General features: G+C 69.9%; 13 protein-coding genes and 1 tRNA gene. 11 read left to right on the top strand and 3 right to left on the bottom strand.

The features are described 5' to 3' along the window. Together NY1_RS38445 and NY1_RS38450 are read left to right on the top strand one after the other, a co-directional pair. Positions 1–1154 (top strand): diacylglycerol/lipid kinase family protein (locus NY1_RS38445; RefSeq protein ID WP_067722421.1); only part of this gene is annotated, 1154 nt, incomplete at its 5' end. Positions 1155–1300: 146 nt separating this feature from the next. Next, complete coding sequence (locus tag NY1_RS38450) at positions 1301–2572, top strand: hypothetical protein (protein WP_067722424.1); 1272 nt, start codon at positions 1301–1303, stop codon at positions 2570–2572. Here NY1_RS38450 and NY1_RS38455 read toward each other — a convergent pair. After that, a complete protein-coding gene (locus NY1_RS38455) occupies positions 2566–3471 on the bottom strand; it encodes a LysR family transcriptional regulator (protein WP_067722425.1) in 906 nt (301 codons plus the stop codon). The genes NY1_RS38450 and NY1_RS38455 overlap by 7 nt on opposite strands. A gap of 135 nt (positions 3472–3606) precedes the next feature. Between NY1_RS38455 and NY1_RS38460 the strand changes: the two genes are divergently transcribed. The 6 genes from NY1_RS38460 (at position 3607) to NY1_RS38485 (ending at position 11523) form a co-directional block, all read left to right on the top strand. Continuing rightward, entirely contained in the window at positions 3607–4692 is a 1086-nt protein-coding gene (locus tag NY1_RS38460) for a tartrate dehydrogenase (RefSeq protein ID WP_067722427.1), read from the top strand. 1 nt (position 4693) lies between these two features. After that, positions 4694–5983, top strand: a complete 1290-nt coding sequence (locus NY1_RS38465; RefSeq protein WP_067722439.1) for a 2-hydroxycarboxylate transporter family protein — start codon at positions 4694–4696, stop codon at positions 5981–5983. Positions 5984–6003: 20 nt separating this feature from the next. Continuing rightward, entirely contained in the window at positions 6004–7227 is a 1224-nt protein-coding gene (locus NY1_RS38470) for a glycerate kinase (RefSeq protein WP_084536155.1), read from the top strand. Between the two features lie 139 nt (positions 7228–7366). Then, on the top strand, positions 7367–8677 hold the full coding sequence (locus NY1_RS38475; protein WP_067722443.1) for a hypothetical protein: 1311 nt from the start codon (positions 7367–7369) through the stop codon (positions 8675–8677). A gap of 393 nt (positions 8678–9070) precedes the next feature. After that, positions 9071–10294 carry an AAA family ATPase gene (locus tag NY1_RS38480; RefSeq protein WP_067722445.1) on the top strand — a complete coding sequence of 408 codons (1224 nt, stop codon included), beginning with the start codon at positions 9071–9073 and terminating at the stop codon, positions 10292–10294. Next, positions 10291–11523, top strand: coding sequence for a vWA domain-containing protein (locus NY1_RS38485; RefSeq protein WP_067722447.1), 1233 nt, complete (start codon positions 10291–10293; stop codon positions 11521–11523). The genes NY1_RS38480 and NY1_RS38485 overlap by 4 nt, the downstream gene beginning before the upstream one ends. A gap of 58 nt (positions 11524–11581) precedes the next feature. Here NY1_RS38485 and NY1_RS38490 read toward each other — a convergent pair whose 3' ends face one another. Continuing rightward, positions 11582–12370 carry a crotonase/enoyl-CoA hydratase family protein gene (locus NY1_RS38490; RefSeq protein WP_067722449.1) on the bottom strand — a complete coding sequence of 263 codons (789 nt, stop codon included), beginning with the start codon at positions 12368–12370 and terminating at the stop codon, positions 11582–11584. Positions 12371–12473: 103 nt separating this feature from the next. On the opposite strand from NY1_RS38490, the gene NY1_RS38495 reads away from it, so the two are divergent. Next, entirely contained in the window at positions 12474–13454 is a 981-nt protein-coding gene (locus NY1_RS38495) for an RNA polymerase subunit sigma-70 (protein WP_067722451.1), read from the top strand. A gap of 3 nt (positions 13455–13457) precedes the next feature. Here the strand turns inward: NY1_RS38495 and NY1_RS38500 are convergent, their stop codons facing one another. After that, on the bottom strand, positions 13458–14450 hold the full coding sequence (locus tag NY1_RS38500) for a zinc-binding dehydrogenase (RefSeq protein ID WP_067722453.1): 993 nt from the start codon (positions 14448–14450) through the stop codon (positions 13458–13460). A gap of 123 nt (positions 14451–14573) precedes the next feature. On the opposite strand from NY1_RS38500, the gene NY1_RS38505 reads away from it, so the two are divergent. Beyond that, positions 14574–14645, top strand: a tRNA-Val gene (locus NY1_RS38505). A 153-nt stretch (positions 14646–14798) separates the two neighbouring features. Then, entirely contained in the window at positions 14799–15569 is a 771-nt protein-coding gene (locus NY1_RS38510) for a M48 family metalloprotease (RefSeq protein ID WP_157762757.1), read from the top strand. The last annotated feature ends 88 nt before the right edge of the window (positions 15570–15657 follow it).

Here is a 15657-nt window from a genome sequence, read left to right on the forward strand (position 1 = left end):
CCATCGCGTTGGTAGCGGGCTGGTTCGCCTTGGTGCGCAACGGTATTCGGCGCGTGATCGCCGCACTCGTCGCGGTGCTCGCACTGTCGGGCGCGGCGCTCCTGCTGCTGCGCGATCGCGGCTGGCTCACCTCGGCGCTGCTGGTGGCGGGCGTGCTGGTGTGGCACGCGGCCGCGCGGATCGCCCTGCGCCCGGTCCTGCGGCGGCCGCTCGCACCGCCGCCGCGCCATCCGGTGCTGTTCGTGAATCCCTGGTCGGGCGATGGGAAAGCCGCCCGCGCGGGCTTGGCCGAGTACGCCGCCGCACTCGGCATCGATACCGTGGAAATGCGGATCGGCGACGATCTCGCGGACCTGGTCCGGGTGGCGATCGCGGCGGGCGCGGACGGCCTGGCCGCGGCCGGCGGCGACGGCACCCAGGCCGTGATCGCCACGGCCGCAGCCGAATACGGCCTCCCGTTCGCCTGCGTCCCGGCCGGCACCCGCAATCATTTCGCCCTCGATCTCGGCGTGGACCGCGACGATATCCGCGGCGCCCTGCATGCTCTCGTCGCAGGCGGCGAGCACCGGGTGGACCTCGGCGAGGTCAACGGCCGCGTCTTCGTCAACAATGTCTCGATGGGCCTGTACGCCGAAGCCGTCCGCCGGCCCGCCTACCGCGACGCCAAGATCAAGACCCTGCTCGACACGGCCGCAACGCTTTTCGGCGGCGCGGGCGCGGCCACCGATCTGCGCTGGACCGCACCCGACGGCGCCGTGCACGCCTCGGCCGCCGCGATCCTGGTGTCCAACAACCCGTATCGGCTCGGCGAGCCCGTGGGACCGGGCACCCGCCCGCGCCTGGACACCGGCCGGCTCGGGGTCGCGGTCATCGCTGACGACTCCGCGCGGCGCGCCCGCGAGCGCCGGCTGCGGCGCTGGGACGCGGTGGCCTTCGAAGTCCGTGCGGCGCGGCCGGTATCGCTCGGCATCGACGGTGAATCGGTGGTGCTGGAGCCGCCGCTGCGGTTCCGGATTCGCCCGCGCGCACTGCGCGTGCGCGTCTCACCGCGTCATCCCGGAGCCTCACCGTCGGTGCTGGAGCAGCGCCCGGGTGACGGCCTGCGCGCGCTCACCGATATCGCCATCGGTCGCGAGCCGCGAATCCGCCGGTAGCGCCGCGAATCCGGCGCCGCGGCACCGCGCCGACCGGTCATCCGTCTAGTTCACCCGTATCGAGTGAGGCCGCACCGTCCGCCCAGCTCATACGGTCGGCACGGACTCGAGGATTACCGTCCGCCGTTACCGGAGGAGTTCGACTGATGATCGGTGCATCGGGAAATCGGCTGGAAGCCGTCACGGTCGGCACGGCCGGGGCCGTGGCCGGGCTCGCGGTCACCGTGCCGATCGATCTGCGCTGGCTCGGTGGCGGTTCCGCGCTGGAAATGCAGATCCTGGTCACCAACTTCCCGCTCGCCACCGCGGCCGGCGCCCTCGCCGCCGTGATGAGCGCGGTGATGTGCGGGGTCGCGCCCCGGTTCAGCACCTGGCTGGTGGCCGGTATCGGCACCGCCCTGCTGCTGCTCGGGCGGATCGTGGCGCGCGGCCTCACCGACGGGCTGACCACTTCCGGCTATGCCGAGGCGATCACCGGCGGCGTGGTGATGGGCGCGCTCGCCTCGCTCGTGGTCGGCCGCTCGCTCGAAACCGCCGGACTGCTGCTGGGCGCGCTGTCGGGCATCGTGATCGGCAGTCGCACACCGCCGCCGGGCGCGGGCGAGCAATTGCAGTCCATGGTCCGCTGGGCGCTGGTGTCCCCGCCGCCGCTCCCGCTGATCGCCGCCGCCGCGCTGCTGCTGGGCTGGTGCGCCTGGCGGAACCGGACGCCGGTCCCCGGCCACGAACCCCGCGAGATCCCGATGCGTCCCGTCGCGGCCGTGCTGGTCCTCATCTCGGCGTCCATGCTGCGCTCGGAATGGACGGTGAGCCATCCGCATTGGGCCGTTCAGATCCTGCTGGGCGGCGCGCTCACCGTGCTGGCCACCCTGGTGGCCGCGCTGCTGCTGCCCGCCCGGGACGGCACCCTGGTCGCCTTGACGGTCGCGTTCGCCGCCGCGGGCAGTGCGGTCGGCGCCGCGCCGCGACCGGGCTGGACCATCCCGGTGCTGGTGGCGGCGGTGGCGGCGGGACTGTGGGCGGGGGCGCGCTGGCCACGGCCCACGGTGGCCGCGGCGGCGACGGTCGCGCTGGCGGTGTTCGCGGCCGTGACGGCCGGCGACGGCGGTTCGATGCTGCCCGTGCTGGGCACGGTGGGGATCGCGGCGGTCGGCGGCTACTGCTTCGGAACCGTTGTGCCGGGCCAGTTTCCGGGCGTCGCGCTGGCCATCGCCATGCTGTTCGCGCCGTCCATCCTGGCCGCCGCCGTGCGCCGCCGCTTCGACACCTCCGGCGGCCCGCGCCTGTTCGAGTCGGGCACGGTCGCCTGGCCGCCGGGGTGGGCGGCGGTGGCGGTCACCGCCGGGTGCGGGGCCGTGGCCTTCCTCCTGCACCGGATGCGCCCGGCGGTGCCGGTGCTCGCGGTCGCGAATCAGTAGGAGTACGGAATCCGTTCCCGCAGTCCGTGTTTCAAGTGGTCGATGACGGCGCGCGTGCGACGGGGCAGGGTGGGTGCGTATACGGCGTAGACGTCGGCGCTGGGCGTCGGGATATCGGCGAGCACCTGGACCAGTGTCCCGTCCCGCAGCAGCGGGCCGACCTGCCACAGCGAACGCATCACCAGCCCTTGGCCTTCCACGCACCAGCGGGTGATGACATCGCCGTCGTTGCTGACCAGATTCCCGTCCACGCGAACCGCCGTCTCGGTGCCGCCGGGTGCGAACCGCCACAGCGAATAGTCGCTGTCGTTCTCCTTCAGTACGAGGCAATTGTGCTGTTCCAGTTCGGCGAGATCCTGCGGCTGCCCGTGCCGGCGCAGGTATTCCGGTGCGGCGCACACCACCCGGCGATTCCGGCACAGGCGCGTGGTGGTGAGCCGTGAATCGTGCAGCGGGCCCACGTGGATATCGATATCGAAACCGGTGCCCGCGATATTGAGCGGTTCGGCGGATAGTTCGAGATCGATCCGCATACCGGGGTGCGCCGTCACGAATTCCGCGACCAGCGCGGCGATATGGGTGCGGCCGAGCCCGATGGTCGAACGCATCCGCACCCGCCCGCGCAGTTCGTCGTGCTGTGCGGAGATCGAATCCTCCAGCTCCTCCAATTGCGCGGCGATCAGCGCGGCCCCGGCGGCATAGCGGCGGCCCTCGGGGGTGAGGACGAGCCGCCTGGTGGTGCGCTGGATGAGCGGCACCCCGAGCCGGGTCTCGATCTGGGTGAGCCGTTTGCTGACCGCCGACACCGAGACGCCGAATTCGCGTGCGCCCTCGGTGAGACTGCGGCAGCGGGCGAGGATGTCGAAGAACACGATGTCGTCACTGAGCCCGCCGCGCACCGGAGCCTCCTCATTGTTTCCGAATCGGCAAAGCTGTCTTGCGCGCCTAGCGCTATCTCCGCCGGGATATCGGAGCCTACCGTTGTGATCCATCGCACAAACAGAACATTCAGCGGGCGAAGGAGATTCATCACGATGGGCGCAAAGTATCGGATCGCGGTCATTCCCGGCGACGGCATCGGCAAGGAAGTCGTGCCGGAGGGATTGCGGGTATTGCGGGCCGCCGCGGCCGAATTCGATTTCACTCTCGAATTCGAGGAGTTCGATTACGCCTGCGCGGACTATTACCTGGCGACCGGAAAGATGCTGCCGGACAACTGGTTCGAGGAACTACGGCGTTTCGACGCCATCTTCTTCGGTGCGGTCGGCTGGCCGGAGGTGGTGCCGGACCATATTTCGCTGTGGGGGAGCCTGCTGCAATTCCGGCGGCGCTTCGACCAGTACGTGAGCCTGCGGCCGGTGCGGCTGCTGCGGGGTATCGCCAGCCCGCTCGCCGGGCGGGGGCCGGGCGATATCGACTTCTATGTGGTGCGCGAGAACACCGAGGGCGAATACTCCAGCATCGGCGGCCGCATCTTCGAGGGCACCGACCGGGAGACCGTCGTCCAGGAGACGGTGATGACCCGCACCGGCGTCGATCGAATCCTCAAGTACGCCTTCGAACTCGCTCAGCGGCGGCCGAAACGGCACCTGACCTCGGCGACCAAGAGCAATGGCATCTCCGTCACCATGCCCTACTGGGACGAGCGGGTGGCGGCCGTGGCGGCCGGCTTCCCCGAGGTGAGCGTCGACAAGTTCCATATCGACATCCTCACCGCGAATTTCGTGCTGCACCCCGACTGGTTCGACGTGGTGGTGGCGAGCAATCTGTTCGGCGACATCCTCTCGGATCTGGGGCCGGCCTGCGCGGGCACCATCGGCATCGCGCCGAGCGGGAACATCAACCCGGAGAACGAGTTTCCGAGTCTGTTCGAGCCGGTGCACGGGTCCGCGCCCGATATCGCCGGGCGGGGCATCGCCAATCCCATCGGCCAGATCTGGAGCGGGGCCATGATGCTCGACCATTTCGGCGAGCACGAGGCGGCCGCCGCGGTGCTGGGTGCGGTGGAAGCCGTGCTGGCACAAGGTGTTACGGCGCTGACGCCGGATATGGGCGGCGTCGGCACCACCGCGTCGCTCGGCAAGGCCATCACCGCCCATCTGAGGAAAACAGCGAGTTGAGATGAGCTTGAAAGACAAGACCGGGCGGCGCGTGCTGCCACGGCTGGACGATGTGCCGCTGATCGTGCCGCTGGCATTGACCGCCGGGGTGCTGGTCGCGGGGCTGTTCGACGCGGTGCCGGAGAACATGATCGGCGGGCTGGCGGTGATCGTGGGGCTCGGCACGCTGCTCGGGCCGCTCGGGAACCGGCTGCCGGTCATCTCGAAAATCGGTGGGGGAGCGCTCATCTGCCTGCTGGGGCCGTCGATACTGGTGTATCTGGGCGCGTTCGAGCAGAACACCCTGGACGCGGTGACGGTGCTGATGAAGCAGGCCAACTTCCTGTACTTCGTGATCAGCACCCTGGTGGTCGGCAGCATTCTGGGGATGAGCCGGAAACTGATGATCGGCGGGCTGATCCGGCTGTTTCCGCCGCTGATCGCGGGCACCACCGTGGCGATCGCCGCCGGGGTGGGGACCGCGATGGCGTTCGGGTACGACTTTCACCGCGCGCTGTTCTACATCGTGGTGCCGATCATCGGCGGCGGCATCGGGGAAGGGGTCATCCCGCTGTCGTCCGCGTATGCCTCGGCGCTCGGCGGCGAACCCGGAAGCTATGTGGCGGAACTGATTCCGGCCGCGATCATCGGCAATATCGTCGCGATCGTGACGGCGGGCGTGCTGCGCAAGCTCGGGGAACGGCGGCCGCAGCTGGACGGCGGCGGGCAGCTGGTCAATACGCCGGACCCGGAGCTGACGGCCGAATCGCCCGAAACTACCGCGCGGGAACCGAATTACGCGTTCGGCGTGCTGACCGTCACCGGATTGTTCGTGCTGGCGACCCTGCTGGAGCGGGTCGTGCACCTGCCGGCGCCGGTGCTGGTGATCATCCTGTCGGTGCTGTGCAAGCTGTTCGGCGTCTTCCCCGCCGTGGTGGAAACCGATGCGCGGGCGGTGTACGCGATCATCTCCCGGTACTTCATCTACCCGACCATGATCGGTCTCGGCATGCTGTACCTGCCGCTCGCCAGCGTGATCGGAGTGCTGTCGCCGGGATACGTGCTCGCCTGCGCGGCCGTCGTGATCGCCATGGCCGCAACCGGATTCGCGGCCGGGCGGGCCATCGCCATGTATCCGATCGACGCATCGCTGGTCACCGTATGCCACAGCGGTCTCGGCGGCACCGGCGATGTGGCGATCCTGTCGGCGGCCGGGCGCATGAACCTGATGCCGTTCGCGCAGATCTCCACCCGGATCGGCGGGGTGTCCACGGTCATCTCGGCCTCGTGGCTGATCCGCGTCATCCAATGATCGAATCGAGAGGGAGACCCGTGCACGTTCTCGTGGCGCCCGACAAGTTCAAAGGCAGTCTCTCCGCGGCCGCGGTGAGCCGATGCCTGGCCACCGGATTGCGAGCCGCCGGGGTGCGGGTCACCGAACTGCCCCTCGCCGATGGCGGCGACGGCAGCGTGGACGTGGCCGTCACCGCCGGGTTCACGGCGTATCCGATCACCGTGGCCGGGGCGACCGGTCTGCCGGTGCGGGCGCGGATCGCGGTCCGGGGCGATACGGCGCTGGTGGAGGTGGCGGGCACCTGCGGGCTGGCCACCACGGGGCGGCTCGCACCCCTGGACAGTTCGAGTCTCGGTCTGGGGCAGGCGATCCGGCAGGCCATGCGGCATCGTCCGGCGCGCATCGTGCTCGCGCTCGGCGGCAGTGCGAGCACCGACGGCGGGATGGGAATGCTGGCCGCGCTCGGCGTGCGCTGGCTCGACCGGGCCGGGCATGCGCTCCGGCCGGGCGGGCGCACGCTGCGCGAGATCGCGGCGGTCGACTGGTCCCGGGCGATCGACCTCAGCGGGATCGAACTGCTGGCGGCCTCCGACGTCACCAATCCGCTCACCGGCCCGGACGGGACGGCCGCGGTGTACGGGCCGCAGAAGGGCGCCATGCCGGCCGACATCGCACAGCTCGAGGCGGGACTGCGGAATCTGGTCGAGGTGGCCGCGGCTCACGAGCAACGCGCTCTCGCACGAGGGTGCCCCGCCGCAGCCCGAGCCGGGGGCGGGCGTGCGCTGTCGGAGGCAGGCGCCGGTGGGTTCGGGAGCGGTCAGGGGTGTCTCCTCGCCTCGGGAGCCGGCGGGGTGCCACGGGCACTCGCGTCGGCGCCGGGGGCGGGCAGCGCCGGTGGAATCGGTTTCGCGGCACAGCTGCTGGGCGCACGTATCGTGCCGGGCGCCGAGTTCTTCTTGGAGATGCTGGAATTCGATCGGTGGCTCGCCGAGGCCGACCTGGTGATCACCGGCGAAGGCAGTCTCGACGCGCAATCCGGGCATGGGAAGCTGCCCACCGCGATCGCGCGCCGAGCCCGGCCGGTGCCGGTGCACGCCGTCGTCGGGCGCAACCGGCTCTCGCGAACGGACTGGGCGACAGCGGGTTTCGAGACCGTGCACGCCCTGTCGGACCGGACCGCGCTCGACACCTATGCCGATCCCGGTCTGACCGCCGCGCTGCTGACCGAGATCGGGGCCCGGATCGGTCGCGGACTCGGGTGATCGAGCGGAGCCGGGCCCGGACGTACAAGGCTCGGACCGGGTGGGCTGGCAGGGATCCGGCGGTCGCTATATGATCGTTCGCGATGATGACTTCTTCTGATCGCAGATTGGGGGTCCCGTCCACGCCAGGTGAGTGCTGATGCTCACCGAATTCGTGAACGGGTCTACTTCCCGGCATTCCTTCTGGCCGCGCGTGCGGGAATACGCCGTGCCGCCCTCCATGATCGAGATCGCTACCGCCCGGCGCGCAGCCGGGGACTGGGTGGGTGCTTGCGCCGCCGCCGGTTTCGATGTCGATATCGATCTACGTCGCCTGGCCCGGACTCATGGCGGTGAACTCGCCGCCAGGGTGCGGGCCGACCTGCGGCATCTGGCCCCGGACCTCCTGCGATGGCATATGCCCCGCATCGCTCCCGACGGGTTGCTGCGGCCGGGGCTGACCATCGCACTGGCTCGATACGATCCCGGAAGAGCCAGTGGCAGAGCCGGTTTCGTGTACCTGGTGGCTCGCACCGCTCCCGTCTGGGCGGATGCGGGGCAGCGGATCGGGCTCGCACTGTGGGACGGCTCCGAATTCGGAGGCGGCTCCCATCCGCATCCCCGGCCCGACCGGCGCTTCCGGCTGGACCTGCATCGGCACCTGTGGGATGCGAGGCGGACCGGGGAACTGCGGTTCCGCACCGGTACGCCCGACCGCTGGGCCGATGAAGCGCGCATTCTCCTCGATGCCGAAGAGCGGCAAGGGAATACGTTCCTCATCCGGCGCGGTTCCCGGCGGCGGATGATCGCCGAACTGGTCGAGGGCGACGACGGACCGTCCGTCCGCCCGGCCCCGGGCCATCCGGCGGGCGGCATCTCCGCACTGCCGGTACTGCCCGATGCGGCGACCTGGACCGCGCCCGATCTCGTGTTGCTACGCGACGGCGACATCTCGGCCGACCGCCTGCATCCGCTCGTCGCCGCCGCACTGGCGCCCGGGTATGAACCGTCCGAATCCGACAGGGCCACAACCGGTTCGGAGCGCGCACGGCTCGTCGAATGCCGGGGCGAACAACATCGAATCGGGCTGGTCGACGGCGTCCTCACCGCGCTCGATCACGACCCGGTCGAACTACGGCGCGAGGAACTGCTGGTCGCGCTGACCGGGACACCGCTGCCGTGCCTCCAGGTCATCGATCGCGCGCACCGAAATCCCGACTGCCTCACCGGTGTTCGCGAACGACTCGACCACGGCGATACGACGGGCGCGCTCGCCATCGTCGACGAACTGCTCGGCGCCGGCGCACAGTTGCGAGACGGTGCCCTGCGAAACGAACTGGAGGCGTTCGCGGACCAGCGCATCACCTACGGGTTGTACCGGGCGGGCCTGTCCCTCCCGGCGCCCAGAGGTCCGATGCGCCCGCGTCCCCGTGACCGGCGCGGGCATCCGCGCCACGCCACCGTTCACTGAAACCCACACAGCCGAAGCCTCGTGATCGGCATGGGAATCCGTGTCACGCGATCGTTCACTGGCAGTCGTGCGGCCGCAGCTTCGTGAGCGGCGCGGGCGTCCGCGTCACACGATCGTTCACTGGCAGTCGTGCGGCCGCAGCTTCGTGAGCGGCGCGGGCGTCCGCGTCACACGATCGTTCACTGGCAGTCGGCCGGCCGCAGTCTCGTGATCGGCGCGGGCATCGGTGTCACGTGATCGTTCACTGACAGTCGTGCGGCCGCGTCCCTGTGATCGGCGCGGGCATCCGCGTCACACGATTGTGCTCCGACGGCCGCGCGCCGACCCTGACCCGACCCTGTGCGAATTCCGCACAGATCCATGAATTCTACTGACCCACAAGGTGATCCACACATGCCTGCACACTCTGCTTCGCAAGCGCCCACCCAGCTCGATATCGCCGGCGACCTCCTATCACTGCTCGGCGAAACGACCACCGAACCGCGCCCCGACACCCAGCTCGAGGCGCTCACCCTGGCCGTCGCCACCGACCTGCCGGTGCTGCTGTGGGGTGAACCCGGCATCGGCAAGACCGCGGCCTTGACCCAGCTGGCCGAATCCCTCGACCTGCCGCTGACCACGGTGATCGCGAGTGTCCATGAGCCGTCGGACTTCTCGGGCCTGCCCATCGTCGGCGACGATCCCGCCGAACAGGGCGTACCGATGGCCCCGCCGGACTGGGCGGTCCGGCTCGTCCGCGCCGGGCGCGGCCTGCTGTTCCTCGACGAACTCTCCACCGCGCCCCCGGCCGTCCAGGCCGCGCTGCTGCGCCTGGTGCTCGAGCGTCGCATCGGCGCGCTGAAACTGCCCCCGCAGGTGCGGATCGTGGCCGCCGCCAACCCGCGCTCTTCGGCCGCCGACGGCTGGGAACTGAGCCCGCCGCTGGCCAACCGGTTCGTGCACCTGCGCTGGGTGCACGACCACGATGTGGTGGTGCGCGGCCTGGGCGGGGTCTGGCCGCGCGCCACCCTGCCCGTGCTGGATCCCGAAAAGCTCACGGAGGCAGTGGAGTACGCCCGCCGGGCGGTGTGCTTCCTGCTGGCGGCCCGCCCCAAACTCGTGCACCAGATGCCGACCACGGAGACCCGGCGCGGCGGCGCATGGGCTTCGCCGCGCAGCTGGGATATGGCGTTGCGGCTCATCGCCTTCGCCACCGCCGCCGGATCCTCCCGGGATGTGCTGTCCATGCTGATCCGCGGCACCGTCGGCGACGGGCCCGGCTTCGAACTACTGTCTAGCCTGGACCGCATGGATCTACCGGATCCCGAAGCGCTGCTTGCCGATCCGGACGCCGCGGAGCTGCCCGAGCGCGGGGACCTGCGCCAAGCGGTGCTGGACGGCGTGGTCGCGGCAGTCCGCAAACGCCCGGACCGGGAGCGCTGGGATGCGGCCTGGGCGCTGCTGGTGCGGGCCGCCGAATCCGGGGCCCCCGATCTCGTTGTGGTGCCCGCCACGACGCTCGCCACCTTGCGCCGGGACGATTGGGTCGTCCCCGCAGCGATCGAACGGCTCGCCGCCGTGGTGTCGGTATCCCAGCGAGCCGATCAGGCCGCCGACCTGGTGCGGGCGGGCCGATGAGCGTGAACCGCACGGCCACACTGGATCTCGGCAAGCTCTTCGCCGCCCGGCTGTACGCCGTCCGGGTCCGGCCCTACCTGGCGACCGCGCTGTTCGCGCTGCGCATCGTCGAATCGCACCGGGTTCCGACCATGGGCGTCGACCGCTACTGGCGCTGCTACGTGTCCCCGGCCTTCGTGGATCGCATGCCCGTCGAGGAACTGGCCGGTGTGCTGGTCCACGAGGTGGCGCATCTGCTGCGCGAACATCACGCGCGCGGTGAGCGTTTCGCGCGCGAGCACGAACTGACCGGGCCCGCCGAAGCGCTGCGCCGCAATATCGCCGCGGATTTCGAGATCAACGATGACATCTTCGGCGACGGACTGGTCAAACCGGAGGGCGCGATCCTGCCCTCGGATATCGACCTGCCCGCCGGGAAGCTCATGGAGGAATACCTGCGCGAGTACAACTTTGGGGTCTACACCGCCGACATGGCCTGGCTGGACTGCGGCAGCGCGGCCGACGGCGTGGAGCGGGAGTGGGAGCTGGGTCCCGGCGGCGCGGACGGGCTCAGCGAACAGGAGCGCGACGGTGTGCGATTCCGGGTGGCGGAGGGCATTATCGGCCGGCCGGGGAACGTTCCCGAGGGCTGGCGGCGCTGGGCGCAGGAGACTTTTCATCCACCCCAGCCCTGGCGCGACCTGCTGGGCGCCGCCCTGCGCGCCGCCGTCTCCGCACCCGGCGTGGGGGAGGACTACACCTACGGCCGTCCCGCGCGCCGCTCGGCCGGACTGCCCGGCGTGGTGCTGCCCAGCCTGCGGCGCACCCCGCCGCGCGTCACCGTCATCATCGACACCTCGGGGTCGGTCAGCGATACCGAATTGGGCAGTGCCCTACTGGAAGTCGCCGCCATCTCCCGCGCCGTGGGCGGCCGCCGCGATCTGGTCACCGTGCTGTCCTGCGATGCCGCCGCCCGCATCGCGCACACGCTGTGCGCCGCCGAGAGCATTCCGCTGCTGGGTGGCGGCGGCACCGACCTGCGCGAGGGGTTCGCCCGTGCGCTGCGCACCCGGCCGCGTCCGGATGTGCTGGTGGTGCTCACCGACGGCCAGACACCGTGGCCGTCGGCGCGACCCTCCTGCCGGACGGTGGTCGGGCTGTTCCGCCGCAGGCCCAGCTGGAGCGAGCAGCGCGCCGAGTACGTCCCCGACCTGCCGCCGGAATGGGCGCGCGTCGTGGAGATCGGCTGATGGGCCGCCGCGTCGCCCGGGGCTCCGCCGGCCGTCCAGGTTCCCGGCCGCGTCCCAGCTACCGCCCTTGCCAGCGGGGTGCGCGCTTCTCCACGAAAGCCATCGCACCCTCTTGCGCGTCGGCGCTGCGGAACACCGATTCCAGCTCCTCGCCGGCCATCCGCCAGATGTCCTCGCCCCAATCGTCGCCGTAGTCGGCGCTCCGGTAGGCGATGCGTTTGGAAGCGCGCACCGACAGCGGGGCATTGGCGGCGATCCGTTCGGCCAATTCGAGGGCGGCGTCCAGGACCTGGTCGGCGGGCACCACGCGATTGACCAGGCCCCAGTCGGCGGCGGTCGCGGCATCGATGGGATCGCCGGTCAGCATGACCTCGAGCGCCCGCTTCATCGGAAGCTGGCGCGGCAGCCGCAGCACCCCGCCCGCCGCGGCGGCCAAGCCCCGCTTCACCTCGGGCAGACCGAATTTCGCCTGCTCGCTCACCACCGCCAGATCGCAGGCGAGCATGATCTCGGTGCCGCCGCCCAGGGCGAAACCATTGACCGCGGCGATCAGCGGTTTGTCGATGAAATGCTGCACCATGCCCGCGAACCCCCACTCCTCGTGCCGGTGCGCGAAGATCGGCTGCCCGGACGCGAGCGCCTTCAGATCGGCGCCGGCGCAGAACGCGCGTCCCGCCCCCGTGATGACGCCGACCCGCAGATCGTCGTCCTGCGCGAGCTCTTCCAGGGCCTCGCCCACCGCCGTGGACAGCGCGCCGTTCACCGCATTGAGGGCTTCGGGGCGATTGAGCGTGATGAGCGCGATGGCGCCCCGGCGTTCCAGCAGCGCCGCCGGATTCTCCGACATGACATGTCCTTTCGGTGCCGGCTTCAAGATCGTGGCCGCCCCAGCCTAGGTCGGCGGTCGCGGATATCGAAGCAGCTTCGGGGGCGCGGCCTAAGCTCGGCGGATGGAGTCGGGATCATGGCCGATGGAACAGTTCGCGGCGGAGACCGAGCGGTTCCGGCGGGAGTTGCTGGCGCACTGTTACCGGATGGTGGGGTCGGCGCACGATGCCGAGGATCTGGTGCAGGAAACCTACCTGCGGGCGTGGCGGGGGTACGAGGGCTTCGAAGGGCGGGCGTCCGTGCGCTCGTGGCTGTATCGGATCGCCACGAACGTGTGCCTGACCGCGGTGCGGAGCAAGCAGAGCCGTGTCCTGCCGTCGGGGCTGGCGGGACCTTGCGAAGAACTGGACCGCCCGCCGAATCTCGTTGCACACGAAGAGGTCTCGTGGCTCGAACCGCTTCCGGACACCTGGCTGCCCGACGGTGATCCGGCCGCGGTGGTGATCGCCCGCGAATCCCTGCGCCTGGCGCTCATCGCCGGCCTGCAACATCTGCCCGGCCGCCAGCGCGCCATCCTGCTGCTGCGCGAGGTGCTGGCGTTCTCCGCCGCCGAAACCGCCGAAATCCTCGGCACCACCGTCCCCGCCGTCAAAAGCGGCCTGCAACGCGCCCGCGCCCGCCTCGACGAACTCGCACCCCGGCCCGGCGAACTCCTCGAACCCACGGATCCGCGCGCCCGCGCCCTCCTCGACGGTTACATCACCGCCTTCGAGAAGTCCGATGCCGCACTGCTGCAACACATCCTGCGCGTCGACGCCACCCTGGAAGCCACCCCGTTCCGCGACTGGACCGCCGGCGTAACGCACTGCCTCCGCATGCTCGAGCGCTATGTCCTCGGCTCGGCCGGTGACTGGCGCATGCTCCCCGCCATCGCCAACGGGCAGCCCGCCGCCGTCACCTACCGCTGCGACGCCGCAGGGGAGTACCGGGCCTACGGCGTGACCGTCCTGGAAGCCACCGCCAGCGGCGTGACCAGGGTGGTGGCGTTCCACCATTCCGCCCTGATCACAACGACTTTCGGCTTCCCGGAAATCCTGCCCTGACCCTTACGGCACCAGTGCGAGCTTCCCCACGGTCGTCCCGCTCTCCAACGCCATGAGCGCCTTCGCCCCATCGGCCAAGTCGTACACGGTCGGCTTCCCCGGCGGCGCCACGCCCGCCGCGATCAACCCGAACAGCTCACCCATGACCTCCCCGAACAGCTCCGGAGCCCGCTGCGCCAGCACCCCGATATTCAGCCCCATCACCTGAATCTGGTTCTCGTACACCAACTCCCAATTGGTCAGCGCGGCAGTCCCACCGGCCAGCCCGAAAACGACCACCCGCCCGGTGACCCGCTTCGCCACCGCCAACCCCACCCCGAACGACTCCCCGCCCACCGACTCCAACACCACATCGACACCCTCACCCCCGGTCAACCGCAACACCTCCGCCGCCAGATCCCCACTCCGCGCATCCAGCACATGATCCGCCCCCAACCCCCGCACCACCTCATGCTTCCCCACCGAAGCAGTAGCGATCACCCGCGCCCCCCAATGCTTCGCCGCCCGCACCGCGGCCTGCCCCGTCCCACCCGCCGCCGCCCGAATCAACACCGTCTCCCCGGCCGCTATCCGCCCCAACGGCCGCAACGCCGCGATAGCCGTCGGCCAATTCACCACCAGCCCCAACGCTTCCGCCGCCGTCCACCCCGCCGGCACCCGCACCACCGCCCCCGCCGCCATAGTCATGAACTCGGCAAAAGCCCCATACCCCACCCCCACAACCATCTCCCCAACCTCCACCCCACGCACCCGCTCACCCACGCCCACAACCTCACCCGCCCCCTCGAACCCAGCCACATAAGGCGGCCGCACCCCCTCCGCCGTCCCCCCATACGCCATCACCACATCCCGAAAATTGACCCCCGCCGCCCCCACCCTCATCAGCACCTCATCCGCCCCCGGCACCGGCACCCCCAAACCCTCCGCCACCCGCAAATCCCGCGGCCCATCGAACGAAGTCTGCTGCAGCGCACGCATAGCGCAAGAAAGTCCCATGCCATACAGACCCCCACCACCCCCCAAAGGAATCGCCCACCCCACCACCCCACCCAAACCCCCTGCTCCGGCCCCGATTTGGTGTCCAGGTGGGGTAACAAGCTAAGGTTCTCTCATCCGCAAGGTTCTATAGCTCAGCGGGAGAGCACTCGCTTCACACGCGAGGGGTCGCTGGTTCGATCCCAGCTAGAACCACAGCACAATGAACCCGCAGGCCGCGCCGCCTGCGGGTTCATTTCATTCCGGTAGAAGTCTTGACCACTCGCGTGAGAAGCCCCGCGCGACTTCGCAAATGGACCAGTGCTCTGATGTCGCGCGTAGGCTGAAATTCGGTGCCGCTGGACTCCGGTGACCCTGGCACTCCGACTTTCACCCGCACTGGGGACGGCCATGCACGAATGGACCGGACCACAGTCGGCCCAGCTGATCTCGGCCTGGCGCGAAGTCGCCGCGGCCGCCGAAGTTCCCGAGCACCGCTGCCTGGTTCGGGTCGACGATACGACCACGCACGTCGCCGCCGCGATAGGCAGCCGCATGATCGTTCTCAAGGACACGGAGATCGAGGAGTCGACCCGTCCGCAGCTGGCCGCGGTACTCGCGCACGAACTAGGCCACCTGCTCGACCCGCTACGGTCGAATTGGCAGGCCTTGCCGCACCTGTACAGAGCGCCCCTCTATGTGGCGAATCTCCCACTACGCGCCGCATTTCTGCTGCTGGACCGATGGTTGGGCAAGTCCACAATGTTCCTGGGCATCGCCGCCGTAACCGTCCTCGTGCTGTTCCCAGCCACCACAGTCCTGACGCTGTTCCTGCTCGTCGGACCACTCGGCGCACCGATCGCCGCCTGCCTCTTGATCATCGAAGCATTGGCCGAGTCGGCACTCCAACGCCAAAACGAACTCGTCATCGACAGATTCGCGGTCGACCTAGGCTTCGGCCTGGGCATGCTGTCCTTCCTGCAGCGGCACGAGAGAACGAAGTGGGAGAACCGCAACCCCCTCGCACCGCCCGGGCTGCTCCGTGAGCGCCTGGCCGCACTGGCCGCAACCCACCCCTCGGCCGCCAAACGAATCACCGCCGTCGAACAACGCATCCGCGTGCTCGCAGCACTCGACTGAGTCATGGCGCTCGATCTCGATCAGGCGTTGTTGCGACGGCTCCGGATATCGGTGACCGCAACCTGTTGCGCGAGTGGAGAATCGGTCA

Origin of the sequence: Nocardia yamanashiensis NBRC 100130, assembly GCF_001613325.1 — a bacterium.
Lineage (GTDB): Bacteria > Actinomycetota > Actinomycetes > Mycobacteriales > Mycobacteriaceae > Nocardia > Nocardia yamanashiensis.